The 24,917-nt window shown below is 47.2% G+C and carries 28 protein-coding genes; 24 read left to right on the top strand and 4 right to left on the bottom strand.

All coding sequences use genetic code 11. From position 1 onward, the window contains the following. The first annotated feature begins 13 nt into the window (after positions 1–13). Both gcvPA and gcvPB read left to right on the top strand, forming a co-directional pair. Positions 14–1,357 (top strand): aminomethyl-transferring glycine dehydrogenase subunit GcvPA, encoded by a 1,344-nt coding sequence (gene gcvPA / locus CR205_RS08465; protein ID WP_110518629.1) that lies wholly within the window; start codon positions 14–16, stop codon positions 1,355–1,357. Beyond that, positions 1,354–2,817, top strand: coding sequence for an aminomethyl-transferring glycine dehydrogenase subunit GcvPB (gene gcvPB, locus CR205_RS08460; RefSeq protein WP_110518627.1), 1,464 nt, complete (start codon positions 1,354–1,356; stop codon positions 2,815–2,817). Before gcvPA ends, gcvPB begins: the two co-directional genes overlap by 4 nt. A 145-nt stretch (positions 2,818–2,962) precedes the next feature. Here the strand turns inward: gcvPB and CR205_RS08455 are convergent, their stop codons facing one another. Beyond that, the gene (locus CR205_RS08455) at positions 2,963–3,337 is read right to left on the bottom strand and encodes a rhodanese-like domain-containing protein (protein ID WP_110518625.1); all 375 of its coding nucleotides are present in this window, start codon (positions 3,335–3,337) and stop codon (positions 2,963–2,965) included. Positions 3,338–3,499: 162 nt separating this feature from the next. Here CR205_RS08455 and CR205_RS08450 point away from each other — a divergent pair, with 162 nt between their 5' ends. From CR205_RS08450 to CR205_RS08435, 4 genes are all read left to right on the top strand, one after another. Beyond that, positions 3,500–4,333, top strand: coding sequence for a lipoate--protein ligase family protein (locus tag CR205_RS08450; RefSeq protein ID WP_110518623.1), 834 nt, complete (start codon positions 3,500–3,502; stop codon positions 4,331–4,333). Between the two features lie 510 nt (positions 4,334–4,843). Then, positions 4,844–7,396, top strand: coding sequence for a vitamin B12-dependent ribonucleotide reductase (locus tag CR205_RS08445; RefSeq protein WP_110519768.1), 2,553 nt, complete (start codon positions 4,844–4,846; stop codon positions 7,394–7,396). A 202-nt stretch (positions 7,397–7,598) separates the two neighbouring features. Next, the gene (gene mntR / locus CR205_RS08440; RefSeq protein WP_110518621.1) at positions 7,599–8,030 is read left to right on the top strand and encodes a transcriptional regulator MntR; all 432 of its coding nucleotides are present in this window, start codon (positions 7,599–7,601) and stop codon (positions 8,028–8,030) included. 269 nt (positions 8,031–8,299) lie between these two features. After that, on the top strand, positions 8,300–9,190 hold the full coding sequence (locus CR205_RS08435; RefSeq protein ID WP_110518619.1) for a patatin-like phospholipase family protein: 891 nt from the start codon (positions 8,300–8,302) through the stop codon (positions 9,188–9,190). Here the strand turns inward: CR205_RS08435 and CR205_RS08430 are convergent. The 3 genes from CR205_RS08430 to CR205_RS08420 all read right to left on the bottom strand — a co-directional run bounded on the left by CR205_RS08430 (position 9,187) and on the right by CR205_RS08420 (position 11,543). Then, positions 9,187–10,008, bottom strand: coding sequence for a hypothetical protein (locus tag CR205_RS08430; protein WP_110518617.1), 822 nt, complete (start codon positions 10,006–10,008; stop codon positions 9,187–9,189). The two genes, CR205_RS08435 and CR205_RS08430, sit on opposite strands and share 4 nt — an antisense overlap. A gap of 96 nt (positions 10,009–10,104) precedes the next feature. Further along, positions 10,105–10,518: an SA1362 family protein gene (locus CR205_RS08425; protein ID WP_110518615.1), complete on the bottom strand. Its 414-nt coding sequence runs from the start codon at positions 10,516–10,518 to the stop codon at positions 10,105–10,107. A 74-nt stretch (positions 10,519–10,592) separates the two neighbouring features. Beyond that, a complete protein-coding gene (locus CR205_RS08420; protein ID WP_142669877.1) occupies positions 10,593–11,543 on the bottom strand; it encodes a DUF1385 domain-containing protein in 951 nt (316 codons plus the stop codon). A 357-nt stretch (positions 11,544–11,900) separates the two neighbouring features. Between CR205_RS08420 and CR205_RS08415 the strand changes: the two genes are divergently transcribed. The 18 genes from CR205_RS08415 to nusB all read left to right on the top strand — a co-directional run bounded on the left by CR205_RS08415 (position 11,901) and on the right by nusB (position 24,817). After that, the gene (locus CR205_RS08415; protein ID WP_236634724.1) at positions 11,901–12,404 is read left to right on the top strand and encodes a YqhR family membrane protein; all 504 of its coding nucleotides are present in this window, start codon (positions 11,901–11,903) and stop codon (positions 12,402–12,404) included. Between the two features lie 68 nt (positions 12,405–12,472). Continuing rightward, positions 12,473–12,916: a type II 3-dehydroquinate dehydratase gene (gene aroQ, locus CR205_RS08410; protein WP_110519766.1), complete on the top strand. Its 444-nt coding sequence runs from the start codon at positions 12,473–12,475 to the stop codon at positions 12,914–12,916. After that, entirely contained in the window at positions 12,903–13,970 is a 1,068-nt protein-coding gene (locus CR205_RS08405) for a M24 family metallopeptidase (RefSeq protein ID WP_110518609.1), read from the top strand. Before aroQ ends, CR205_RS08405 begins: the two co-directional genes overlap by 14 nt. Before the next feature lie 49 nt (positions 13,971–14,019). After that, positions 14,020–14,577, top strand: a complete 558-nt coding sequence (efp, locus tag CR205_RS08400; protein ID WP_110518607.1) for an elongation factor P — start codon at positions 14,020–14,022, stop codon at positions 14,575–14,577. A gap of 432 nt (positions 14,578–15,009) precedes the next feature. Further along, complete coding sequence (locus tag CR205_RS08395) at positions 15,010–15,291, top strand: YqhV family protein (RefSeq protein ID WP_110519764.1); 282 nt, start codon at positions 15,010–15,012, stop codon at positions 15,289–15,291. Positions 15,292–15,371: 80 nt separating this feature from the next. Continuing rightward, entirely contained in the window at positions 15,372–16,316 is a 945-nt protein-coding gene (gene spoIIIAA, locus CR205_RS08390) for a stage III sporulation protein AA (protein ID WP_110518605.1), read from the top strand. Then, a complete protein-coding gene (gene spoIIIAB, locus CR205_RS08385) occupies positions 16,313–16,825 on the top strand; it encodes a stage III sporulation protein SpoIIIAB (protein WP_110518603.1) in 513 nt (170 codons plus the stop codon). Before spoIIIAA ends, spoIIIAB begins: the two co-directional genes overlap by 4 nt. A gap of 21 nt (positions 16,826–16,846) precedes the next feature. Further along, positions 16,847–17,053 carry a stage III sporulation protein AC gene (gene spoIIIAC / locus CR205_RS08380; protein ID WP_110518601.1) on the top strand — a complete coding sequence of 69 codons (207 nt, stop codon included), beginning with the start codon at positions 16,847–16,849 and terminating at the stop codon, positions 17,051–17,053. A 12-nt stretch (positions 17,054–17,065) separates the two neighbouring features. After that, positions 17,066–17,455, top strand: a complete 390-nt coding sequence (gene spoIIIAD / locus CR205_RS08375) for a stage III sporulation protein AD (protein WP_110518599.1) — start codon at positions 17,066–17,068, stop codon at positions 17,453–17,455. A gap of 15 nt (positions 17,456–17,470) precedes the next feature. Beyond that, positions 17,471–18,673 carry a stage III sporulation protein AE gene (gene spoIIIAE / locus CR205_RS08370; protein WP_110518597.1) on the top strand — a complete coding sequence of 401 codons (1,203 nt, stop codon included), beginning with the start codon at positions 17,471–17,473 and terminating at the stop codon, positions 18,671–18,673. A 47-nt stretch (positions 18,674–18,720) separates the two neighbouring features. After that, complete coding sequence (spoIIIAF, locus tag CR205_RS08365; protein ID WP_110518595.1) at positions 18,721–19,380, top strand: stage III sporulation protein AF; 660 nt, start codon at positions 18,721–18,723, stop codon at positions 19,378–19,380. Further along, entirely contained in the window at positions 19,373–20,044 is a 672-nt protein-coding gene (spoIIIAG, locus tag CR205_RS08360; RefSeq protein ID WP_110518594.1) for a stage III sporulation protein AG, read from the top strand. Before spoIIIAF ends, spoIIIAG begins: the two co-directional genes overlap by 8 nt. Further along, positions 20,045–20,647: a SpoIIIAH-like family protein gene (locus tag CR205_RS08355; protein ID WP_110518592.1), complete on the top strand. Its 603-nt coding sequence runs from the start codon at positions 20,045–20,047 to the stop codon at positions 20,645–20,647. It begins immediately after the preceding gene. A 622-nt stretch (positions 20,648–21,269) separates the two neighbouring features. Continuing rightward, positions 21,270–21,620: a hypothetical protein gene (locus tag CR205_RS08345; RefSeq protein ID WP_110518588.1), complete on the top strand. Its 351-nt coding sequence runs from the start codon at positions 21,270–21,272 to the stop codon at positions 21,618–21,620. Positions 21,621–21,928: 308 nt separating this feature from the next. Next, positions 21,929–22,447 (top strand): acetyl-CoA carboxylase biotin carboxyl carrier protein, encoded by a 519-nt coding sequence (gene accB / locus CR205_RS08340; protein WP_201745353.1) that lies wholly within the window; start codon positions 21,929–21,931, stop codon positions 22,445–22,447. Between the two features lie 12 nt (positions 22,448–22,459). Beyond that, on the top strand, positions 22,460–23,821 hold the full coding sequence (gene accC, locus CR205_RS08335; protein WP_110518586.1) for an acetyl-CoA carboxylase biotin carboxylase subunit: 1,362 nt from the start codon (positions 22,460–22,462) through the stop codon (positions 23,819–23,821). 13 nt (positions 23,822–23,834) lie between these two features. Continuing rightward, positions 23,835–24,245, top strand: coding sequence for an Asp23/Gls24 family envelope stress response protein (locus tag CR205_RS08330; RefSeq protein WP_110518584.1), 411 nt, complete (start codon positions 23,835–23,837; stop codon positions 24,243–24,245). A 170-nt stretch (positions 24,246–24,415) separates the two neighbouring features. Beyond that, the gene (gene nusB, locus CR205_RS08325) at positions 24,416–24,817 is read left to right on the top strand and encodes a transcription antitermination factor NusB (RefSeq protein WP_110518582.1); all 402 of its coding nucleotides are present in this window, start codon (positions 24,416–24,418) and stop codon (positions 24,815–24,817) included. Positions 24,818–24,917 lie beyond the last annotated feature (100 nt).

Genomic DNA, 24,917 nt, shown 5'->3' with positions numbered 1-24,917 from the left:
GGGAGAGACAGATATGACACATCGTTATCTGCCAATGACGGAAAAAGATCTTCAGGATATGATGGAAGCGATCGGAATTGATTCTGTGGAGGAACTGTTCAGCGATATTCCGAAAGACGTTCGTTATGATGGGGACATGAAAGTAGAAAGAGCACTGGATGAAACAGCTCTTATAAAAGAGATGCAGCGTCTTGCCGGGCGCAATAAAAACTCAAAAGACTACCCGACTTTTCTTGGGGCAGGAGTTTACGAACACTACATTCCATCCATTGTCAATCACGTGATCGGCCGCTCGGAATTTTACACAGCCTACACCCCGTATCAGCCTGAAATTTCACAAGGGGAGCTCCAGGCCATCTTTGAATTTCAGACGATGATTGCAGAACTCACCGGTATGGATCTGGCCAACTCATCCATGTATGACGGGCCTACAGCCCTGGCGGAAGCAGGAATGATGAGTGCGGGACATACCAAAAAGAAAAAGATTCTCGTTTCTGAAACGGTTCACCCGGAAGCGCGCGAAGTACTTGTTTCCAACGCAAAAGGACAAAGTGTCGAGGTCGTTGAAATTCGTGAAAAAGACGGTGTTACTGATCTCGACCATCTGCGGGAGCTGTACAGCAAAGAGGTTGCCTCTGTCATTGTCCAGTATCCGAACTTCCTTGGAAATGTAGAGGATCTCAAAGCAATCGAAGAAATCGCCCACCAGGAAAAAGCACTGCTGGTCGTTTCCTCAAATCCGGTCAGTCTCGGCGTCCTTCAGCCGCCTGGAGAGTTTGGCGCTGATGTGGTTGTTGGTGACGCCCAGCCATTCGGCATTCCTGCCCAGCTTGGCGGCCCGCACTGCGGTTATTTTGCTACCACGAAAAAGCTGATGCGTAAGGTACCTGGCCGTCTTGTGGGCCAGACGACTGATGATAAAGGAGAACGTGGCTTTGTACTGACGCTTCAGGCGAGAGAACAGCACATCCGCCGTGATAAAGCGACAAGCAACATCTGCTCAAACCAGGCTCTCAATGCTCTTGCCGCCTCTGCTGCCATGAGTGCCATCGGCAAACAAGGCCTGAAAATAATGGCTGGTCAGAACCTCCAGAAAGCCCATTATGCAAAAGATAAATTGAAGGAAGCCGGCGTAGACGTGGTAAACGGCACACCTTTCTTTAACGAATTTGCAGTCAAACTGCCAAAGCCGGTTAAAGAAGTTAACAAAGACCTTCTTAATGCCGGTATGATTGGCGGCTTTGATCTGTCGCGCCACTACCCGCAGAAGGAAAACCAGATGCTTCTTGCCTTTACGGAACTGCGCACAAAAGAAGAAATTGATCATCTAGCTACGGTATTGGGGGGAGTAAAATGAGTACAGAAAACCAGGCATTGATTTTTGAACTCAGTCAGGAAGGAAGAGCAGGGCACAGCCTGCCGGAGATGGATATTCCGGAAAAAGACCTGAGCGAACTGCTTCCGGACACATATCTCCGCAAGGAAGATGCGGAACTCCCGGAAGTATCCGAGCTTCAGATTATGCGCCATTACACAGCCCTTTCAAACCGGAACCACGGGGTAGATTCCGGTTTTTACCCGCTCGGTTCCTGTACGATGAAATACAATCCGAAAATAAACGAGGATGTAGCCCGATACCCGGGGTTTGCCCATATTCATCCTTATCAGGATGAAAGTACGATTCAAGGTGCTCTGGAACTGATGCACAGGCTTCAGACAAACCTTGAGGAAATTACGGGAATGGACCAGGTTACGCTGCAGCCTGCAGCAGGAGCCCACGGGGAGTGGACCGGCCTGATGCTGATCCGCGCTTATCACGAAGCGAACGGGGATACAGGGCGTACGAAAGTCATTGTTCCTGACTCCGCCCACGGAACAAATCCGGCTTCGGCTACTGTGGCAGGTTTTGAAGCAGTCACGGTGCGCTCAAATGAGCGGGGCATCGTGGATCTTGATCACCTCCGTGAAGTAGTGGGTCAGGATACAGCAGCTCTTATGCTCACAAATCCGAACACGCTCGGTCTGTTTGAGGAAGAGATTGTGGAAATGGCTTCAATCGTTCACGAAGCAGGCGGGAAGCTGTACTACGACGGAGCAAACTCCAACGCGATTCTCGGCATTACCCGCCCGGGAGATATGGGCTTTGATGTGGTTCACCTGAACCTTCACAAAACCTTTACAACTCCTCACGGCGGCGGAGGACCTGGATCCGGTCCTGTCGGCGTAAAGAGTGACCTTGTTCCTTATCTGCCGACACCTCTTGTGGTAAAAGACGGTGACGAATATCGCTTTGATTACAATGTACCCGAGTCCATCGGCCGGGTGAAGCCCTATTACGGCAACTTCGGAATTAACGTCCGTGCGTATACGTACATCCGGACTATGGGACCTGTGGGGCTCAGAAATGTATCCGAGTATGCAGTACTGAATGCAAACTATATGTTCCGCAAACTTGAGCCTTACTTTGATGCGCCGTACACCCAGCACTGTAAGCATGAATTCGTCCTCTCCGGCCGCCGCCAGAAAAAGCTCGGTGTCCGTACGCTGGACATGGCCAAACGTCTGCTCGACTTCGGTTATCATCCGCCGACGATCTACTTCCCGCTTAACGTGGAAGAGTGTCTTATGATTGAGCCGACAGAAACCGAATCCAAGGAAACGCTGGACGAATTTATCGAGGCGATGATTCAGATTGCACGGGAAGTGGAAGAGTCACCGGAAGTAGTGCAGGAAGCACCACACAATACGGTGATAGGCCGCATGGATGAAACAACGGCAGCCCGAAAACCAATTCTGCGGTATACAAAAGAAGCATAACATGCATGTTCGTACAACCCGCCCTTTTTAAGGGGCGGGTTGTTTATTAGGCGCCGAATCGAGGGAAGGATTCTGACCCCACCAGCTCCGGAAAGAAAACCAAAAAGCCATCTGACACGTTTCAGACGGCTTTTCTTTATCACGATTACTTTTTAATTTTTCCGGTCCATTTTCTGAAGCCGCCTTTTAAGTGGGCGATTTCCTCTACATTGCGCTTCTTTCTGAGAAGCTTGGCTGCCTGTGAGCATCGGGCGCCGGATTGGCAGTACAGATATACAGGCTTGTCCGGACGGATTTCCGCCTGGCGCTGGCGTAGCTGGGAAAGAGGGATGTTTCTGGCACCTAGAATGTGCCCTGTTTTGAATTCCTTCTCTTCACGTATATCCACAAGCTGGGCTTTTCTGTAGTCCTGCTTAAATTCTTCGGTAGAAAGGGATTTTAGATATTTCGGTTTTTTTGCACGGATCACAATAAATGCGACCAGTAAAACGGTAACAATAGCCAGAACCCACGGTGTCATAATACAGTGTCCACTCCTTTTATCTATTCCAAAAAAATTCTCCACCCATAATGATATATGGAAACGGGCATTTCTGCAATCTATAAACCGTTCTCTTTTGTCATCATGTTGCAATTCCGGTAAGATAAAACTGAATAACAAATTAAAACGGGGGATTCCTTCATGAAAGAAACCTGGTATTTTATCGATTCGGGCTTGAGAAGCCCTTACTATAACATGGCACTGGATGAAAAGCTTATGGACTGGCACAGGGGTGGAAAAATACCGCCAGTGGTCCGTTTTTACGGATGGGATCCGGCAACATTGTCAATCGGTTATTTCCAGAAGGCAGAAAAAGATATTAACATGGAGGCTGTAAATAAATACGGGCTCGGCTTCGTAAGGCGGCCAACCGGCGGCCGGGGCGTGCTTCATGATGATGAACTTACATATAGTGTGATTGTCAGTGAGGACCATCCCCGGATGCCTGAAACGGTCACTGAGGCGTACCGTGTTATTTCCGAAGGCCTTCTTAAAGGCTTTGTTGATCTTGGCCTTGATGCCGCATTTTCAATTCCAAGAACGGAGGAAGAGCGCAGCAGCCTGAAAAACCCCCGGTCAGCCGTCTGCTTCGATGCATCGTCATGGTACGAGCTCGTAGTGGAAGGACGGAAAATTGCCGGGAGCGCCCAGACGCGGCAAAGAGGCGTCATACTGCAGCACGGCTCCATCATCCTCTCTCTGGATGAGGACAAGCTCTTTGATCTGTTCAACTACCCGAGTGACCGCGTTCGTGAACGGATGCAGCGCAATTTTAAAAACAAAGCAGTTTCCATCGAGGAACTTATGGGACGGAAAATAGAGGTGGAAACGGCAAAACAGGCGTTCCATAGCGGGTTTGAAAATGGCCTTAATGTGTCGCTTGAACGTTACACACTATCAGCAGAAGAGGAAGAAGAGGTACAAGGATTGATTGAGCGAAAGTACGGTACCGAAAAGTGGAACTATAAATCGTAGCTTGGGATCAGCCCCCTAATCATGGGGGCTTCTTTTATTGCCGGCTTATGTCGAAGAAAAAAGGGTATAGGAGAAAGGTGTCAAATAAACATTCAGGCAAGCCGGAGAAAATAGTACGATCAGACTTATTTTCTAACTCCAAAAAATATGGTATGATGCCATTCTGTTCACGTTTTCCTATACCTTGGATACGAAAAAACATTTAAAATGCAATGATTGAAATTTGTCAAAATAAGCGGTTTTCCCCGATTCTCCACGTAAAATCTTTCTTTCTCTTGAAATTACAGCCGATCCCAAGCTTGACAAACCTATCTCAATTCGTCCCAAAACCCAATATGTTGTGTTCTTATAAACTTGTTTAATACTATATATTGATGGGTAGAGAAAACTATGGTAAGCTGAAACAAGCAAGTAACAGCCAGAGTTTACCAAAAAAACTCGTTCTTTAACAACACGATAAAAATCATACAAAAAGATCTGCAAAAGGGGAGAGTGCATGTGACAACGTTTATGTCTGCAAAGTCGATTAACACAGAGGAGCTGAACGGGGATATCGCCCAGTTTCCTCAGGTGTTCCCGATCACTCCGGAGATGAACAAAACGCTGAGCGGGGTATCGAGACTGGTCATGCTGGACCGCTATACGTTCAAGGATACGGAAAAGAAGACACTGAAAGCCGGTGATTTCGTTGTCCTTACGGTCAAAGCGGATCCAAAATTTCCAGCCAGGGGATTCGGATACGTACTCGATATTGACTGGAACGAAAAGAAAGCACGAATTGCTGTTGACGAGGAATTTCACGGTGTTCTTGATGATCCGGAGGAAAAAGAAACCGGAGTTGTGATGCGTTCTCTCGAAACGATTGATAAGCCGCTTGAAATTTACTACGAACAGATTGCAAAACGGAACGCAAGGGGTCTGGCAGAGGTGGAAACGGATCCTGAAAAGCGGGATGAAAGCTTCCGGAAATTTTATCATGAACTGGTAAACATGAATTTTGTACCGGCAGGCCGTGTTTTATACGGAGCGGGTGCGGAAACGGACGTTACATACTTTAACTGTTATGTAATGCCGTTTGTGGACGACTCCCGTGAAGGGATTTCCGAACATCGTAAACAGGTAATGGAAATTATGAGCCGCGGCGGCGGGGTCGGAACGAACGGTTCAACGCTGCGTCCGCGTAACACACTTGCCCGGGGGGTAAACGGAAAATCATCGGGTTCGGTCTCCTGGCTTGATGACATCGCCAAACTCACACACCTTGTTGAGCAGGGCGGATCAAGACGTGGCGCACAAATGATCATGCTGTCGGATTGGCACCCGGATATTCTTGAGTTTATCATTTCAAAAATGCAGAACCCGAGAATTCTCAGGTACCTACTGGAAAACACAGAAGATAGACAAATCCGCCAGCTTGTTAAAGATAAGCTGAAATTCACTCCGTTGACGGAAGTGGAAGAAGCGATGTACCAGGGGATCGTCAACTATAAGGCGATCAGTGGACAGGGCGGCTTCGACACGAAAGTTATCAGGGAAGCAGAGGAAAAGCTTCGGACGGGTGGAACGTATACGGTTAATAACCCGGATTTCCTCACAGGCGCAAACATCAGTGTCTGCCTGACCAATGAATTTATGGCAGCTGTGGAAAACGATGAAGAGTACGCCCTCCGGTTCCCGGATGTGGAGAATTACTCGCCGGAGGAAATGGATGCCTACAACCGTGAATGGCAGGAGTACGGAGATGTGAGAGAGTGGGAAAAGATCGGATTCGGGATCCGCACGTACCGTAAAATTAAAGCGAAGGAACTGTGGAATCTCATTAACGTGTGTGCGACGTACTCGGCAGAGCCGGGAATCTTCTTTATTGATAATGCCAACGAAAAAACAAACGCAAGTGCATACGGACAGAAGGTGGTTGCAACCAACCCTTGCGGTGAGCAGCCTCTCGCACCCTATAGTGTGTGTAACCTGGCAGCTGTCAACCTTGCGGAAATGGCAGATAAAGAAACGAAAACCGTTAATTTTGATAAGCTTAAGCAGACGGTCGCAACAGGCGTACGCATGCAGGATAACGTCATCGACGCGACACCGTATTTCCTTGATGAGAACACAAAGCAGGCAAAAGGCGAGCGCCGAGTAGGCCTGGGTGTCATGGGTCTTCATGATCTGCTCATTCATACTGAGACGGTGTACGGAAGTGAGCAGGGGAACGCCCTTGTAGATGAAATTTTTGAAACGATTGCCACCACGGCATACCGGACCAGTGTTGCGCTTGCTAAAGAAAAAGGCAGCTTTCCATACCTGACCGGAGAGTCGGAATCACAGACTCAACTGCTCCGTGATAAATTCACCCGAACGGGATACATGGAAAAAATGCCGGCTGACCTTAAAGAGGATATTCTCAAATACGGGATCAGAAACTCTCATCTGCTGACCGTTGCTCCAACTGGATCGACTGGAACCATGGTTGGCGTCAGCACAGGACTAGAACCATACTTTTCCTTCTCTTACTTCAGAAGCGGCCGTCTAGGCAAGTTTATTGAAGTGAAAGCCCAGATTCTTCAGGACTACCTTAATGCGAACCCTGAAACGGATCCTGCTGATCTGCCGGACTGGTTCGTCTCAAGTATGGAACTGTCACCGGAAGCTCACGCTGATGTACAATGTGTTATTCAGAGATGGGTGGACAGCTCCCTCAGTAAAACGGTGAATGCCCCGCGCGGATACACTGTTGATCAGGTAAAAGGCGTATATGAGCGTCTGTATAACGGCGGAGCCAAAGGGGGTACCGTTTATGTGGACGGAAGCCGTGACAGCCAGGTACTGACCCTGAAGGCTGAAGAAAATGATCTGGACCAGCCTGAGGAAACTCTTGAAGAACATGCGGACAGTAAAGGGAAGGTTGTCATTCTGGATACTATTTCGGATCTGCGTTCCACCTCGGTTAAATACGGTAACGAAGTGGGCGATAAATGCCCCGTCTGCCGTAAAGGAACGGTTGAGGATATTGGTGGATGCAATACATGCACGAACTGTAATGCGCAGCTGAAATGCGGATTGTAGAAGATAACTGGTGAAAGAACTGTTCCGGCCACCTCCGGCGGGCAGTTCTTTTTTTCTGTTAATTTGGCGGCAGGTAGTACCTGTCTTCGATTTATAGTATACTGAACAGACAATGAAAATCGGCCTGCAGCAGCTGTGGAGCAAACAAAATACATAAATTGTGGTGCAACGCTTTTCAATGGGGATGTCTGGAGGGGACACAATGCCAACACCTAGTATGGAAGATTACCTGGAAAGAATTTACCTTCTTATAGAAGAAAAGGGCTATGCCCGGGTTTCCGACATTGCGGAAACACTTGATGTACATCCGTCTTCTGTTACTAAAATGGTACAGAAGCTAGATAAAAAAGAGTACCTCATTTATGAGAAATACAGAGGGCTCGTTTTAACGCCCAAAGGGAAGAAAATTGGCAAGCGTCTCGTGTACCGTCACGACCTGCTTGAGGAATTCATGCGGATAATCGGAGTGGACGGAGAAACGATTTATGAGGATGTAGAGGGGATCGAACACCACCTGAGTTGGGATGCGATTGACAGGATAGGTGACCTCGTGCAGTACTTCGATGAAGAGCCGAAGCGTGTGGAGGAACTACGTCTCGTCCAGAAAAAAAGTGAAGAAATGGAGCAGTCATAACCAGATTGGTTTGACTGCTTTTTTAATTTGGCTGCACTGAATTAAATTAAACAGAAGCTATGCTTCGCGCTGCCCGTTCCCTGGTGATGCCGGCAAGCCTGAGTGACTCGCCTGACCTATATTGAGGACCATAGCAGCCCGGATCTGAAGCAGCGTTTACATGACTAAAGGCTTTTGTACTGCCTCTATCCCAATGTACGAGCTGTTTTCACAAAAAACGAGCATTTTTTTACCCCTCCATCGTTACAATGAAGTAAGGAGGGGTGTGCGTGAAGGTGGACGGCATTTTCGCAGGAGGCGGGGTTCGGGGGCTGGCATTCGCAGGAGCACTTAACGTACTTGAGAAAAAAGGAATCGAATTTGAAAGGGTAGCCGGAACGAGTGCGGGAGCGGTTACGGCTGCTTTTATAAGCGCCGGTTTTACTGGCGGGGAAATTTACGACCTTTTATCTGAGATGGACCTGAAGCAGCTTCTTGATCCACGCCGAGCCATGTTCCCTTTTCCGTTTCTGAGGTGGCTCACTATGTACCGAAAAATCGGCCTATACAAGGGATCGGAGTTTGAAAACTGGCTGATTGAGGTGCTGAAACGGAAGAATGTTTCCACTTTCGAGGATTTGCCCGAAGGTTCTTTAAAAATGGTAGCTTCTGATATTACAAACGGTCGCTACGTCGTACTGCCGGATGATTTGCCTATGTACGGCCGGATTCCCGAAAAATTCTCAGTCGCAAGAGCGATACGGATGAGCTGCAGCATTCCCTTCTTTTTCGAACCGGTCAAAATATACGACGGAAGAGTGAAGGCAAGTTATATAGTAGATGGTGGCGTGCTCAGCAATTTTCCCATGTGGATCTATAAAAAAAGGAACCAGAAGCGCCTTACCAGGCCGGTACTCGGCTTTAGACTCAGCCCTGAACTGGAAGAGACACAGCCGAGAAAAATTAAAAATGCGATGCAGTTTACCTATGCCATGGTGGAAACGATGAGGACTGCACACGATCAGCGCTATATTTCAAGAGATCTTGCAAAGGATGTGGTTTTTATTCCTGTCCAGGGAGTGAAAACAACAGACTTTGCCCTCACAGATGAACAGAAAAAAAATCTGGTTCTCCAGGGTGAAATGCATACGGAGGCCTTCCTGAAAAAATGGAGCCATTAGCTGGAACTGATAATTTTCCCCTTTCCTTCCTGCTCATAAATCTTCAGTGACACAAGGAGAATAGGAAGGACAATGGTAATCCACAGACCTGTTGCAATACCCTGGGCTAAAAGCGGCAGGGGAAGGGGAGAAAACAGGAATGGGGCAAAGATGTTCAGTGCCGCAATGCCTGCGAGACCGGCTGCTGCGGCAGGCAGGCGCTTTGAAAAACCGGCTGCAGAAACGTTCATTCTGACTTTTACAAATTCCAGAGAAACGCCGATCCCTGCTCCTAAAAGATAGCCGGCATGCAGGAGATAGGCAGTATGAGGGTAAATGATTCCAGCCAGAAAAGCCGGCAGCACAATGGCAAATGCCATCACATAGCGGTCGGGCATAGCCCCGATCCAGTCAAAACTGCGATAAAATCCGTAGACGATGAATCCGCCGATGATGATTGCTCCCACAAGGGAAAAGACAGGAACCCCTGTAAAAAGGAGAAAGGTAACGGAAACGGCCATTACCGGACCCAGGACGGCAGCCAGTTCCAGACGATTTTTGGCAAGAGGGATAAAAAAAGCAAAGAAAGTCGTTACTGCCTGTACAGTTGTGTGGGTCAAGGGGAGTTGTTCCTGCCCTACATATATGGCAGGAAGAAAGAGCTGAATAATGTGAGCGATGGAGACAGACAAAGACAGTAGAAAAAGAAGCTGAAACCCGGTTGTTTTATTCCATGTCCAGAAAATCAGGGCAATAATGATGAGGAAGATGAGATCAATTTGTGCGGACGGGATGAAATCAGCTGTAAAATAGTAAAGCGAGTCGTTAAATGATGTCATTAGGTTCCTCTCCTCACGGTAAATCATAGGATCTGTCCATCGGGAGTATTCCTATCCCCCTGCACGCACAAATCCCTATGAAAAAGAACCAAGCGATTAAAACAATGCCCGGTTCTTTTTCTTGCTTTTATTTTTCTTTCCCTCAATCACGCGAAGTTGAACATCAGATTGTCTTTTAATTAATGGACGGGAAGAGCGCTTTTTCTGAGGCTGCTTCCCTTTTTTTGCTTTTGCCTGCATCTGAGGCGACTGTTTACGAGCCGCCTGGGCATATCCGGAGTGGCGGGCCTGCATGCCCTGCCCCTGCGCCTGATACCGTTGTCCGTAACCTGAGTTTGCCATACGCGGCATGATAAAATGGCGGAACAGAAGAAACAGAAGAGTCGCCACACCAATCATAACGAGAATGCTCACAAAGAAACCGGCCGGATCGGAGAAAAGGCGCGACCCGACGCCGACAATCGCCAAGGCAAACAAAACGAGCAGCAAAGGATGAAATGAACGCAGCATACATACACCTCCGGATTTTTTGTCATACATAAACTTCGCTTTTTATAACTGGCTGAAAGGGTTCATTAATATTATCATACGATACGGTCCTGAAGATTATCCTTCACAGGTGCCGTATCCCGCTTACGCATTTCCTCAAAGGATGCAATGGCAACTTCCACCTGATCATCCTTTGGTTCCTTCGTGGTCAGGAGCTGAAGCCATAGTCCAGGATAGCCGAGCCATTTTAGTGCAGGGACGTTCCGTACTTTGTTAGTGAGCTGCAGCACTTCATAGGAGGCGCCAAGTACAACAGGAATCAGTACGATTCGGTAGGTCAGGCGTTCCCAAAGAGGTTCGGAAGGAACAGTCAGATAAATGAACACCCCGACGATGACTGTAAAAAGGATAAAACTGCTCCCGCAGCGGTAATGCAGACGGGACTGGTCCTGTACATTACGGACCGTAAGTTCCTTATTATTTTCAAAAGCATTAATGACTTTATGTTCTGCACCGTGATACTGGAACACACGCTTAATCATCGGAGTCAGACTGATAATGTAAATATACGATAAAAGAAAGACGAGTTTGATAAAGCCCTCAATGAGATTCTGTGCAACGTGGCCCGGAAAGACCGGACGGAAAAGCTCTGCGAGTGCAGCCGGCAGGGCAGTGAATATTAGCTTGCCGAATATAAATGTGAGTACACCTACAGCAGCCACACCAAGTATCATCGTGAGTTTTGAGGTCTGCTCTGTCTTTTCGATCTGATCATCGTCTTTAGGATCGACGTCATAGCGCTCTGTTGAAAAGTTCAGGTGCTTTGTGCCGTTGGCGCTAGCCTCAACAATGGCTGCTACACCTCTAATAAAAGGGATCTTCTTAAGTTTCTCAACCCAGGGCCGTTTTTTCTTCTTTACTTCAAAAAAATCAAGACTCTCATCTTTTCGGCGGATTGCGGTTACAGTTGTGTTCTTCCCGCCGAACATTACCCCTTCCATGACGGCTTGTCCGCCGTATGCAGGAGTATCTGTTTGTTTGCTCAATGGTGTCACCAGCCTGTCTGTTACAATTTTCTGCGGTTCTTAAAGGAGTGCTCTTAAAGGAGTGCTCTTTACACTGAAGATGATTGTTTCATTACGCTGCAGGCGATGTTTTCCGCGAGCAGCACCCTAAAATATCAGTACCTTATTAGAACCAGCCCCAGCAGGATTGTACTGCTGTTTTTACCTATTCTACATGATAAAAGGAAATACCTCCAATCACACAGGAGAGGTAAGCATTCGACAAAAGAATCGATCCTGCAATACTATTCCCCCGGCCCGTGGCTTCTACACACATTTACCAGGAAAAACGCGTTAAAACAGCGCATATGGGACATAATACCAAGCGAGGTGATGAAGGTGAGTAACGGAAAGCAAGAACAGAACAATACTGAAGAAGCCCTCTCCTATCACGCAACAGTGGCTGTGATCGGTTTTTTTGGGGGAGTATTCTGGAGCGCGCTCGCATATGTGGCCTATGTATTCAGTTTTACCAGGGTGGGGCCATCGATGATCCTGCTTCCCTGGGCGCTTCCGGACTGGAAAAATGGCTGGCTTGGTCAGTTGATTGGTATTCTGGCCATTGGGATTATTTCCATCGGTGTTGCTTTTATCTACAGAATCGTTTTTGTGAAAATCAATAAAATGTGGCCGGGGGCAGTTTTCGGCTTTGTTCTCTGGGCGATTGTTTTCGGAGCGTTCAATCCTATGTTTCCCGGTGTGGACCCCTTGACCAGAATGGATGTAAATACCCTGATTACGACGCTGTGTCTGTATGTGCTTTACGGCGCATTCATCGGATATTCGGTTGCGTATGAGTACGATGAACGGCTTCGGGCTGAGGGTGAATCTATTCAAAGCTGAAGAGCTGTGGTAGAATGTTCCGTGGAGCATTCTATTTTTTTACCATTTCCGACAGGTGTGATGACGAGATGAAAATCTATCTGCTTAACGGACCGAACATGAACCGTCTTGGAATGAGAGAGCCTGATGTCTACGGCGCGAAAACGCTTTCAGACCTTGAAAAGGAACTTGCTGCTTTTGCGGGTGAATACGGAATTGATCTTGTTGCAAAGCAGTCCAATCATGAAGGAGATCTGATTGACTGGATTCATGAGGCGGATCAAAAAGCTGAGGGAATTGTGATTAATCCTGGTGCTTTTACCCACTACAGCTATGCGATCAGGGATGCGATTGCCGCTGTCAGGGTACCTGCTGTAGAAGTGCATATTTCAAATGTTCATCAGAGAGAGCCATTCAGGCATGTATCAGTGACGGCAGCCGTTTGTGCAGGCCAGATTACCGGATTCGGGTTTGAAGGCTACAAACTGGCGCTTCACTATTTTAAAGGAGGAGATCCGGATGTCCAGACTTGAAAAACTGAGAGCAGTATTTGCTGAAAAGGAAATTGACGGTATTCTCATTATGAGCCCGACAAACCGGCGCTACATGACCGGTTTCACAGGTTCTGCAGGAGCTGCGGTTATTTCAGATGCAGGAGCGGTCTTTATTACTGATTTCAGATACGTGGAACAGGCGGGGGAGCAGGCGGAAGGCTTCCATGTAGTCCAGCATACAAAACCGCTACATGAAGAGGTCGCAGCCCAGGCTGAGGCACTTGGAATTAAGCGGCTCGGCTTTGAAAAAGATCATATGACTTACGGCACATTTGATACATACAATAACGTCATTAATGGCGAACTGGTGCCGGTAAGCGGCATGGTTGAAAAACTTCGGATGATTAAAGATGAAAACGAACTTCAGACAATCCGTGAAGCTGTGGAAATTGCCGATGCGGCATTCTCTCACATTCAAAGCTACATCCGGCCTGGTGTCAGGGAGATTGATGTCTCCAATGAACTGGAATTCTTTATGAGAAAGCGCGGAGCGGTTTCTTCATCTTTTGATATTATCGTAGCTTCCGGCTATCGTTCTGCTCTGCCGCACGGTGTAGCGAGCGAAAAGAAGATTGAGCGCGGGGAGCTTGTTACCCTGGATTTCGGGGCTTATTACAAAGGATACTGCTCGGATATTACCCGGACGGTTGCAGTAGGAGAAGTCAGTGATGAACTGAAGAAGATCTACGATACCGTGCTGCAGGCGCAGCTTAAGGGGATGGAAGGTCTGAAAGCCGGAATTACCGGTATTCAGGCAGATGCACTTACACGTGATTACATTAAAGAACAGGGCTACGGTGAGTACTTTGGACACTCAACGGGGCATGGTATGGGGATGGAGGTTCACGAAGGACCGGGACTGTCCTTTAAATCCGATCTTGTTCTTAAACCGGGTATGGTTGTTACTGTGGAACCTGGGATTTATGTGGCCGGTACCGGCGGCACGAGAATTGAAGACGATGCTGTAGTAACAGATAACGGCAACGAATGTCTGTCCAAGTCCACTAAGGAACTGCTCGTTCTGGGAGAATAAATTTCGATAACGGCAGACATGCTGTACGAAAAATTGGGAGGAAATAAAGATGATTTCAGTAAACGACTTTAAAACTGGTCTTACAATTGAGGTAGACAACGGAATCTGGCAGGTTATTGATTTTCAGCATGTTAAACCGGGAAAAGGAGCGGCTTTTGTTCGTTCCAAACTTAGAAATCTGCGTAACGGCAGCATTCAGGAGCGCACGTTCCGCGCAGGCGAAAAAGTAGGCAAAGCCCATATGGAAAACCACAAAATGCAGTATCTGTATGCCAGCGCAGGAACGCATACGTTCATGGATACCTCGTCTTATGAGCAGCTTGAACTTCCCGAAGAACGGATCAAGAATCAGTTGAATTATCTTAAAGAGAACATGGAAGTTCAGATCATGATCTATCAGGGTGAAACCATCGGCGTTGACGTTCCGTTAAGTGTCGAGCTTGAAGTAACGGAAACCGAACCCGGTATTAAAGGGGACACAGCCTCAGGCGGGACAAAGCCTGCTACTCTTGAAACGGGCCTTACCGTTCAGGTGCCGTTCTTTATTAACCAGGGTGACGTTCTTGTTATTGACACCAGAGAAGGAAAATACGTATCACGTGCGTAATTTAATGATTAGAGACCGCTCCGGCAGGTTCCCATTATGGGGAGCCCCGGGGCGTTTTTTTTATGGTTGGCTCTGTTAAAGTCTGTTGTTGATTTCCGCACACTGCCCTCCCTTTCCGCGGGCACCGCTTCAGCCTCCTCGGGAAGAGCGCCCTGCGGGGTCTTCAGCCGGCGCTGTTCACGCAGGAGTGTCGCGCGTTCGCTTCAATCAACGATAGAAAAATCAACATGAGAATTTAACAGATCCTTTTGATCAATAAGTCCGATATTTTGTTTACATAATTTAATTTCTGTAAAGTAGACGGTTCAGCAACCCGACAATGTCTTATTACAACCGAACCATCCCCGCCAGTCTTCTCTCCCTCTGCCGGTTCTCTTTCGGAGACAGGCCTCATAAGTATGAGTAAAGGTGGACAGATTGCGAGGTGATGGAATGAAAGGCTGGATCACAGGCCTTGAAACAGCTGTAGTTGTCATGGTGCTTCTCAGAGTATTTTCAGGTCTTACCGAACTGACAGTGGCAGCGCTGATCATGAAATTTAACAGTGTAGAAAAAGCCCTTGTGCTTAACGCCATTCTTGCAGTTGTCGGACCTGCCGTATTGATTCTGAGCGTAACCATAGGTGTATACGCACTGGCAGACAGTCTGTCATTCTGGAAAATCGCCGTGATTTTTACCGGTGTTCTCCTTATTCTAATCGGTGTGAAAAGTTAGGCTGATTCCGCATATCCGTCAAAAACGGGCATAAATCTTGAAGTAGTACAACCTGTGTCTGTCCATAGTGGGGTGAAAACGTGAAGGAAGTTTTTGATGTTCTTCCGGGAACGCTTAAAGATCTTGTAACGGCGATACCTGAACAAGTGCGAAAGAAAATTGAGGAAATTCGGATCCGGATTGGTCGGCCGCTTGAAATTCTTACGGCTGAGGGGTCCTGGCTGCTCCCTTACGGTTCCACATGTCCATACGTGGTGACTGCCGAAGACGGTGCTTTTGTTATGAGTTATTTGAGCGGGCACTCCGTATACCGACTTGAAGAGGAGCTTAAACGTGGCTATATTACGATCCCGGGCGGCCACCGGGTAGGCCTGGCAGGCAGAGTCGTGACAGAAAAAGGCATGGTCAAAGGAATCAGGGATATAGGTTCATTCAATATCCGGATTGCCAGGCAGTCCAAAGGGGCAGCTCTCCCTTATCTGGGTAGACTTGCTGTAAATGGAAGCTGGGTTCACACCCTTATCACAGGTCCTCCAAAAACTGGAAAAACAACACTCCTGCGTGACATCGCCAGAATTGCAAGTCAGGGGCTGCCGGAACGAAACCTTGCCCCGCAGACGGTCGGCATCGTTGATGAACGATCAGAACTTGCAGGGTGTGTCATGGGCGTGCCGCAGCATGAATTCGGCAATCGTGTGGATATACTGGACCGGTGTCCAAAAGCAGAAGGAATGATGATGCTTATCAGGTCTATGAGCCCGGACATTATTGTTGTAGATGAACTTGGGCGTCCGGAAGATGCTGAAGCTGTTATGGAAGCCGTCCACGCAGGTGTCACGGTGATTGCATCTGTTCACGGGAGCGATGTACAGGATGTAAAAGGCAGGCCGACGCTCCGCGCTCTTTTTGAACAAAAAGCATTTGTACAATATATCGAATTGACGAAATTCAGCCGCACAGACCGGGGAAGCATTCAACAGAAACGTCCGGCCGACCCCAGGGAACTGAAGGTGAGAATGAAATGAAACTGATAGGGATTGTATTCATTGTTTTAGCATCAACGGCGATCGGGTGGGAATGGGCGCGGCGACTTCGGCTTCGAACAAAGCAGCTTAAAGATATCCGGGTCGCACTGGAGGCCCTGGAAACCGAAATGGTGTACGGCCTGACTCCTCTTGAAGAAGCATGCAGGCGCGTAGCTTCCCAGGTTAGAGAGCCTGTAGGAACCCTTTTCAGAACATTTGCCGACGACCTGAACAAAGAGGATAAACTCGCTCCTGAGGTGTGGGCTGACACACTTGCCAAAGTAAAGCGTCTCCTGGAGTTCAAACAGGGTGAGTGGGATGTGCTGGCTCAGTTTGGCCGCACACTCGGCAGGCAGGATCTCGACAACCAGCGCAAACACCTCAGGCTGGCCCTGGTTTATTTGGAGCAGCAGGAAAATGATGCGAGAGAGAATCAGAAGAAACACGAATCCATGTACAAAAGTCTCGGTTTTCTGTGCGGGATTCTGCTCGCGCTGATTATGATTTAGCCGGGAGAGAGGGGATAGAAGATGAGTTATGACATCAGCTTGATTTTTCAGATAGCCGGGGTCGGAATTGTAGTGGCTATGATGCATACCGTCCTTAAACAGATGGGCAAGGAGGATATGGCTCAGTGGGTAACGCTGATTGCTTTTGTGGTCGTCCTGTTCCTGGTTGCCTCCGTAGTAGATGACCTGTTCCAGACGATTCGCAGTGTCTTCCTCTTCCAGGGTTAGGGGGCGGTTAAGATTGAAATTATTCAGATTGTAGGCCTTGGGCTGATCGCCACCTTTCTTGCTCTTGTAGTAAAGGAGCACAAACCGGTATTTGCCTTTCTGCTTACGGTTTTTACAGGAATACTGATTTTTATCTTTCTTGCCGGAAAGATCAGTACCATCATAACGATGCTTGAGGAACTTGCAGAAAACGCGAGCATTAATATGGTTTATGTCCAGACGATCCTTAAGATTATCGGTATCGCCTATATTGCGGAATTCGGAGCCCAAATCGCCAAGGACGCAGGGCAGGGTGCGATGGCTTCGAAAATTGAGCTTGCGGGAAAAGTGCTGATCATGATTATGGCCATTCCAATTATTTCCGTCATTATTGAAACGGTGATCGGACTGCTACCTGCGTAAAAGAGGAGGGGAAGAATGGAGATTCGGTGGAAAAAGCGCGCCGCTTCTGTCCTGTTTTTTATTTTTATACTTTCAGTTCTTCTTCCCTCTGCTGCAGCGGCGGAAGAAGAAAACAGTTCTGTAATGGATCAGGAAGAATTTATGGAGCAGCAGCTTGAACAACTGGGCATTGATGACATCAGAGGCTACTGGGATGATGTACTGCAGAACTACGGTGGTTTTCTCCCGGAAAGCTATAAGGGGTCACTCCTTGAATTTATTCAGTCAGACAAGCCTTTCTCAATTAAAGAGTGGCTGTTCGGCTTTTTGAAATTTCTCTTTCACGAAATCATTGTAAACGGAAAGCTGCTTGGTACGCTGATTCTTCTTGCTATCTTCAGTATGATTCTTTCCCAGCTCCAGCAGGCGTTTGAGAAGCATTCCATCAGTAAAGTAGCTTACGCGATCACGTACATGGTGCTTCTGATTATTGCCTTAAACAGCTTTCATGTAGCGATTCAGTTTACCCAGCAGACCATCGAGGCGATGTCCAACTTTATGATTTCGCTGCTGCCGCTCCTGCTCGTGCTGATGGCGAGTACAGGCAGTGTGACGTCGGTTGCTCTCTTCCACCCGATGATCGTCTTTCTTGTCCATACAAGCGGACTTTTTGTTCAGTACTTTGTGCTGCCCCTTCTGTTTATGAGTGCGCTGTTAAGCATCGTCAGCACCATGACAGATCATTATAAAGTGACCAAGCTTGCCGATCTGCTCCGCAATATCGCTGCCGGGGGACTGGGGATTTTTCTCACTATTTTTCTCGGTGTCATCAGTGTGCAGGGGGCAACGGCGGCTGTAGCAGACGGAATTGCCATAAAAACCGCTAAATTTGTAACGGGAAATTTTGTTCCGGTCGTAGGGAGGATGTTTACTGATGCCGCCGATACAGTGATGGGAGCCTCGGTTCTCATTAAAAATACAGTTGGTGTTGCCGGCCTGGTGCTGTTACTTCTGATCTGTATTTTTCCAGCACTGAAAGTCCTTTCCCTGGCTCTGATCTATTCATTTGCCGCTGCTGTCCTTCAGCCGCTTGGCGGGGGCCCGATCATCGCTTCACTTTCCATTATAGGAAAATCCGTTTTGTATGTATTTGCCGCCCTCTCAGCGGTTTGTCTGATGTTTTTTCTATCCATTACGATCATGATTATTTCAGGAAACCTGTCTCTCATGATGCGGTGAAGGCAGGTTAAACTAAATTTCAGTCTGCAGAAGGAAGGAGGAGTTTTATGGCGTTTGTAACAGAGTGGGTAGCCAACATCATTATGCTTGTCCTGTTCGCGGCGATACTGGAGCTTCTTCTTCCAAACTCAAGCCTGCAGCGGTATGTCAAACTTGTGGTGGGGCTGATGGTCCTGATGGTTATGATTCAGCCTATTCTATCGGTTTTCCATTCCGATCCGGAAGAATGGTTCCATGCAATGGCCGAATGGGTGGATGACGATTACGGAAGTCATGAAACTTCTCTTCAGCAAAAGAAAATAGATATAGATGATGGGACACGCGCATATATTTCTGAATACATGGCTGTCCTATTAACAAGACAAGTGTCAGACGATCTTGAAAAAAAGTTTGGAGTGGTGCCGGCATCCATAGAAGTGGAGATGAATGAGTATACCGAGGGAGAAGAGGTTCTTGAAGGTGTCGGAGCTGTACGTATTACTCTGGCTGAACCACACCCAAACCCTGAGGGAGATGAAGATCCGGACAACCTGATCGTCCCTGTGGAGGCGGTTGTCATCCTGACAGGGGAGGAAGAACCCATCGAAGACTCACATTCATCTGGCATAACCGGCAGTGAAGAGATAAGAGCTTTCCTGGCAGAAACCTGGAATATACCAGAGACGTTAATTGAACTGGAAATGAAAGGAGGAGGATCGCATGACTGAGGAAAAAAAGAATCGGTCCTGGCTTGACCAATATAAAGAAACAGGCAAATGGAAAAAAGTAAATCTAAAATATTTACTTCTTCTCCTTTTCCTCGGGCTTTTCTTCATGATTGTAAGTAACGTGGTTACTTCAGGAGGTGATGAACAGGTGCTGCTTCCTGCAGCAGGAGTTGATGAGAGCGGCACCAGTGAGCCGGAACCGGAAGCTGAACCGGTCTTTAAATCAGGGAATTCCGACGGCCCCCTGACTATGGGGGAGTATGAGTCGATTTATGAGTCCCAGCTGAAAAAAGCGCTGGAGCAGATGATTGGTGTTTCCGACGTAACGGTTGTCGTCAATTTGGCAGAAACGGAAAAACAAGTATATCAGACAAATGTTAATTCAAAAGAACAGCTGACTGATGAAACGGATCGTGAAGGTGGTAAGCGGCAGGTGCATGACACAACAAAGGATGAGCAGGTTGTGATTATCAGAAGCGGGGACAAGGAAGAACCGCTGCTACAGCGGGTGGAAAAACCGGATGTAAGAGGTGTCCTGGTTGTAGCCAAAGGGGTAGACAACATTCAAATAAAAACCTCTGTAGTAGAGGCGGTCAGCCGGGTGCTTGATGTACCCACACACAGAGTGTCAGTGATGCCGAAAAAAAATGAGGGGGAATCGTAAATGGTATTGAAACGTCAAACAGTTTGGCTCTTGACTATGCTTAGTCTGATTATTGTCCTGTCGGTCTATTACATCAACATTAACAATCAGGATTTCGCAGGTCTGCCTGAAGATAATCAGGATCAAAACGGCGTTACAGAAGCGGTGGAAGGCGAGGATCTTGAAGCACAGCTTCAAAACGATGACAGTGTTACATTTGTCGAGATCGAAGATACTACGGCTTCAGCGGAAACTTCACAGTATGCAACGATGAGTGCAGATGAAATGTTTGAAATGATCAGGCTGCAGCGTCAGGATGCCCGTGGGAAGGCCAATGAAGAATATGCCGATGTCATTGCGTCAGCAGAAGCCAGTGCGGATGTACAAAGCCAGGCATTTGACGGCCGGGAAGCCCTCCAGGCCATGGCACAGAAAGAAGAACTACTGGAAACTCTGATTAAAGCAAAGGGCTATGAAGATGCACTTGTCATTACTGAAGACGGACAGGTCAGAATTTATGTAAAAGCGGAAGGGCTTTCAAAAGAAGAAGCCGTCCAGATTAAGAGACTTGCCTATGAGGAACTTGGGGCCGATAATATAATGGTCGGCTATCAGTCAAACTAAGAGCACGAAAGCAGGGGGAGAACCTCCTGCTTTTTTTGTTTTTGGCTCTGTTAATGCTTAATTTTGATTTAATAAAGTTGATTGGAGCGAATGAGCGACACTTCTGCGGGGAGAGCACCGGCAGAAGACCACGCAGGGCGATTTTCCCGAGGAGGCTGCAGTGGCGCCCGCGGAAAGGGAGCGCAGTGAGAGAAAATCAACAACTGACTTTAACAGAGCCTTGTTTTTTAAAGAATCAGGAGCTGGGGCACAGAAGTGTTTTTTTTGAGACAGGGATCCGAACAAATATAATGCAGAGCAGGTTAATCGAACCGATCTATACTTCTCTTTTCATCACGAATGAGTCTGTGGGGATTTTTTCCGCTTTGTGATTTGCTTAGAAGCAAAAAGCCTGTTTTCGGTAAAACAGGGATAGTTAATGATTTTATTCGCTTCTGATGGTATAATTACGTCTTGGAAATGCTAACATGAAAAGAGACTGTCCGATGCATAGCCAGAAAAGATTTCAGGGAACGGCTGCAGCCGCACAGCACATTGGATTTCTACATAATTTCACCAGAAGGGGAGAGACCTGGATGGCGTAAGAAGGAATGCCAGACAAATTGAAAAGGAGAGATCCGATATGGAATGGTCTGATTTAACCGAAGGTGCCAAAGCGGTACTGGAACAGACACGCAACATTAAAAATGATAAAATTCAAATCGTTGAATTTGATGTAGGATTTACTCAGGAAGAAGATGCAGAAGAAGACACCGAACCGATTTCCATTCAGGAAGAAGACTATCAGAGCCTGAAGCGGTATGCCCAGGAAAATGAATATGGCGAAAAGTACCATATGGCAAGAAACAAAAATACAGTGAAAATTATTCTACTTGAAAAAGGTAAAATTCCCGATAATCTTTCCGAAATTCCTATTTTTAGGGAGTACAAGATTGAAAAGGCAGAAAAGCCGGAAGTTGAAGAAGAGCAATAAAACTGCTGCGGTGTCAGAATCTCCTTGTGCACTTGATGAATCGTTATTCTCAGTGTAAATGGATTGCGGCACCGCCTGTTTTTTAGAATCTCAGGTTAACGTAAAAAAACTGACTCTATTATAAGGAAATGACAGCGCTTCCCGGCTGGGCTTCCCCTGGGGCAGACGCTATTGTAAAAATCCTTTTCAATTTCGGGAAAATACGGTAGCATAAAATTGGGACTTGCTCCTAATACATACCGTCAACGCCCGCGGAAGCCAGGGCAGGAATGACAATCATACACAGACTCGTAAAAGGAGTGATTGATATGTTGAAAATTCAGGAAATCCGTGAACTGATCAAACTGATCGATCAATCAAGTATCGATGAATTTAAGTACGAACAAAATGGTGAAAAAATTATGATGAGAAAACAGGTGAAAGGTGCGGGAGAAGGTGCCCAGACTGTAGTGCATGAAGTTCCTCAGCCACAGGCGCCGCAGGAAGCACCTGCTGCTCCAAAGGCACCAGAGCCGTCAGCACAGAAGCAGAGCGAAAAAGCGGCAGAAGAGACTGAAGATAAAGGGAAAAGCACTGACCGTGAAGGGCTTCATGCCATTACATCTCCTATGGTCGGAACATTTTATGAAGCACCGTCACCTGATTCACCTGTTTACGTGAACCAGGGAGATAAAGTAAAGCCTGACAATGTTGTCTGTATTGTAGAAGCCATGAAACTGATGAATGAAATTGAAGCTGAAGTAAAGGGCGAAATTGTCGAGATACTCGTAGAAAACGGTCAGCTCGTGGAATACGGCCAGGAACTGTTTCTGGTTAAACCGGAGTAGGGGATGACGCGTATGATAAAGAAACTGCTTATTGCCAACAGAGGAGAAATAGCGGTACGGATTATTCGTGCCTGTCAGGAACTTGGGATCGAAACGGTTGCTGTTTATTCCCAGGCTGATAAAGAGGCTTTGCACGTGAGAATGGCAGATGAAGCCTACTGTATTGGACCGACATCGTCAGCGGAAAGTTACCTGAACTTCACGAATATCATGAGTGTAGCAACGTTAACACAGGTGGACGGTATTCATCCGGGTTACGGTTTTTTGGCGGAAAACGCTGACTTTGCCGAAATCTGCTCAGCGTGTAATATTACGTTTGTCGGGCCGTCCCCTGAAGCGATCAGCCAAATGGGAACAAAAGACGTGGCCCGTAAAACAATGGACAAAGCCGGCGTGCCGGTTGTCCCGGGTTCAGATGGCATCATTAAAGACGTTGAGGATGGTGTGCGTGTAGCTGAGGAAATCGGCTATCCTGTTATCATCAAAGCGACAGCCGGCGGGGGAGGAAAAGGCATTCGGGTTGCAAGGGATGAAAAAGAACTTCGCAAAGGAATTTCTGTTACGCAGAATGAAGCACGTGCGAATTTCGGTAACCCTGGTGTGTATCTGGAGAAATTTATTGAAGACTTCCGCCATGTTGAAATTCAGGTGCTTGCCGATACTCATGGAAATACGATTCACCTCGGTGAGCGGGACTGTTCCATTCAGCGCAGACTCCAGAAGCTTGTGGAGGAGACACCCAGCCCTGCCCTCACACCTGAAAAGCGGAAGGAAATGGGAGATGCAGCCGTCCGTGCTGCCGAAGCTGTTGATTATGTAGGCGCAGGAACAGTGGAGTTCATTTACGATCACACCGGCAAATTTTACTTTATGGAAATGAACACACGGATTCAGGTGGAACATCCGGTAACAGAGATGGTTACGGGTATTGATTTGATAAAAGAGCAGATTCTTGTTGCAGGCGGAAAAAAACTCACTTACGCTCAGGAAGATGTGGTGTTTAACGGCTGGTCCATGGAATGCAGGATTAATGCAGAAAATCCTGACAAGAACTTTATGCCTTCACCTGGAAAAGTAGAGATGTACCTGCCGCCGGGTGGCCTTGGTGTCCGTGTAGACAGTGCGGTTTATCCGGGCTATACAATTACACCGTTCTATGATTCCATGGTTGCAAAAGTTATTACTTATGGTGAGACCCGCGAAGAAGCGATCGCCCGGATGAAAAGAGCGCTCGGTGAATTTGTCATCGAAGGTGTAGACACGACGATTCCATTCCATCTTCGTCTACTCAGCCATGAAGTTTTCGTGAGCGGTGATTTTAATACGAAGTTTCTGGAAAACTATCCGTTAAAACCGGAAAGCGATGACGAGTAAGGAGGAACTGTTGATGAAAGACAACCAGCTGATTGATATGTCACACGATAATGTTGATCTGGGTAAAGTTGAAATCTCACCAGAGGTTATTGAAGTCATTGCGGGATTAGCCGCATCTGAAATTGACGGAGTGGCAACGATGAGAGGCAACTTTGCCTCAGGAGTCGCAGAACGGCTCGGCCGCAAAAGCACTCACGGTAAAGGTGTGAAGGTGGATCTTCAGGATGACGGGATCAATGTAGACGTATTTGTAATTACAAATTACGGTGTATCCATTCCTGACGTGTGCAAAAAAGTTCAGGAAAACATTTTTCAAACGCTGAAAAACATGACGGCGATAGAACTGAAAGGTGTTAACGTCCATGTTGTAGGCGTTCAGTTTGAAGAAAGCAAAAAAGAAGAGATCGAAGGAAATGAGAAATAAGTAAACGAAAAACCTGAAGGGCTGCTCTCCTTCAGGTTTTTTTATTCCACAATTCAAAAGCACGGGATAAAACGTGGATTTTTACGTGAACACTGTATCCCGGGGGCTGGATATGCTATATTTAAGCAGAGTATGGATTTTTGGAAGTTATAAAAGGAGACGTAACAAACATGAACCGAAGAGTGGCACGAATAAAAGCAGTCCAGTCTCTGTATCAGATTGACATGACTGGCGTTGATTATGATGAGGCAATCGGGACGGTCCTTGAAGAAGATGAAGAAGCAACACCGTTTCTTACATCACTTGTAAAAGGCACGATGGCGCATACTGACGAAATCGATGAGCACCTGAACGGAGCGATGGAGCATTGGACAATTGGCAGGGTAGCGAATGTGAACCGCGCGATCATGCGGATGGCTGTATATGAAATGAAGTGGGAGGAAGACATTCCGGTAAACGTAAGCCTCAACGAAGCGATTGACCTTGCAAAAGGATTCAGTGCTGATGAGGAATCAGGCCGCTTTGTTAATGGTGTACTTTCAAAAATTGCTGAAAGTCTTCCGAAAGAATAAACGTGTTTTGCCCGGTAAGACTTTGATAATAAAGCCGATCCGGGCTTTTTATATAGGTACTTCTTCTCCGCAGGGCAGTTCGTGCCGGTGCGGAAACAGC

It is taken from the genome of Alteribacter lacisalsi (assembly GCF_003226345.1).
Taxonomy (GTDB): Bacteria; Bacillota; Bacilli; order Bacillales; family Salisediminibacteriaceae; genus Alteribacter; species Alteribacter lacisalsi.
Note: the sequence above shows the minus strand (reverse complement) of the source record. Positions and strands in the feature narration are given on the sequence as shown.

Coding starts and splice junctions, on each gene's coding strand:
- spoIIIAF (WP_110518595.1), top strand. CDS start 18,721: ATGGCGTTTGTAACAGAGTGGGTAGCCAACATCATTATGCTTGTCCTG.
- CR205_RS08355 (WP_110518592.1), top strand. CDS start 20,045: ATGGTATTGAAACGTCAAACAGTTTGGCTCTTGACTATGCTTAGTCTG.
- CR205_RS08430 (WP_110518617.1), bottom strand. CDS start 10,008: ATGACATCATTTAACGACTCGCTTTACTATTTTACAGCTGATTTCATC.
- CR205_RS08395 (WP_110519764.1), top strand. CDS start 15,010: ATGAAAGGCTGGATCACAGGCCTTGAAACAGCTGTAGTTGTCATGGTG.
- CR205_RS08345 (WP_110518588.1), top strand. CDS start 21,270: ATGGAATGGTCTGATTTAACCGAAGGTGCCAAAGCGGTACTGGAACAG.
- spoIIIAB (WP_110518603.1), top strand. CDS start 16,313: ATGAAACTGATAGGGATTGTATTCATTGTTTTAGCATCAACGGCGATC.
- accB (WP_201745353.1), top strand. CDS start 21,929: ATGTTGAAAATTCAGGAAATCCGTGAACTGATCAAACTGATCGATCAA.
- accC (WP_110518586.1), top strand. CDS start 22,460: ATGATAAAGAAACTGCTTATTGCCAACAGAGGAGAAATAGCGGTACGG.
- CR205_RS08445 (WP_110519768.1), top strand. CDS start 4,844: ATGTCTGCAAAGTCGATTAACACAGAGGAGCTGAACGGGGATATCGCC.
- efp (WP_110518607.1), top strand. CDS start 14,020: ATGATTTCAGTAAACGACTTTAAAACTGGTCTTACAATTGAGGTAGAC.
- mntR (WP_110518621.1), top strand. CDS start 7,599: ATGCCAACACCTAGTATGGAAGATTACCTGGAAAGAATTTACCTTCTT.
- CR205_RS08330 (WP_110518584.1), top strand. CDS start 23,835: ATGAAAGACAACCAGCTGATTGATATGTCACACGATAATGTTGATCTG.
- nusB (WP_110518582.1), top strand. CDS start 24,416: ATGAACCGAAGAGTGGCACGAATAAAAGCAGTCCAGTCTCTGTATCAG.
- spoIIIAE (WP_110518597.1), top strand. CDS start 17,471: ATGGAGATTCGGTGGAAAAAGCGCGCCGCTTCTGTCCTGTTTTTTATT.
- CR205_RS08455 (WP_110518625.1), bottom strand. CDS start 3,337: ATGACACCGTGGGTTCTGGCTATTGTTACCGTTTTACTGGTCGCATTT.
- spoIIIAC (WP_110518601.1), top strand. CDS start 16,847: ATGAGTTATGACATCAGCTTGATTTTTCAGATAGCCGGGGTCGGAATT.
- CR205_RS08450 (WP_110518623.1), top strand. CDS start 3,500: ATGAAAGAAACCTGGTATTTTATCGATTCGGGCTTGAGAAGCCCTTAC.
- CR205_RS08405 (WP_110518609.1), top strand. CDS start 12,903: ATGTCCAGACTTGAAAAACTGAGAGCAGTATTTGCTGAAAAGGAAATT.
- CR205_RS08425 (WP_110518615.1), bottom strand. CDS start 10,518: ATGCTGCGTTCATTTCATCCTTTGCTGCTCGTTTTGTTTGCCTTGGCG.
- gcvPA (WP_110518629.1), top strand. CDS start 14: ATGACACATCGTTATCTGCCAATGACGGAAAAAGATCTTCAGGATATG.
- spoIIIAG (WP_110518594.1), top strand. CDS start 19,373: ATGACTGAGGAAAAAAAGAATCGGTCCTGGCTTGACCAATATAAAGAA.
- aroQ (WP_110519766.1), top strand. CDS start 12,473: ATGAAAATCTATCTGCTTAACGGACCGAACATGAACCGTCTTGGAATG.
- gcvPB (WP_110518627.1), top strand. CDS start 1,354: ATGAGTACAGAAAACCAGGCATTGATTTTTGAACTCAGTCAGGAAGGA.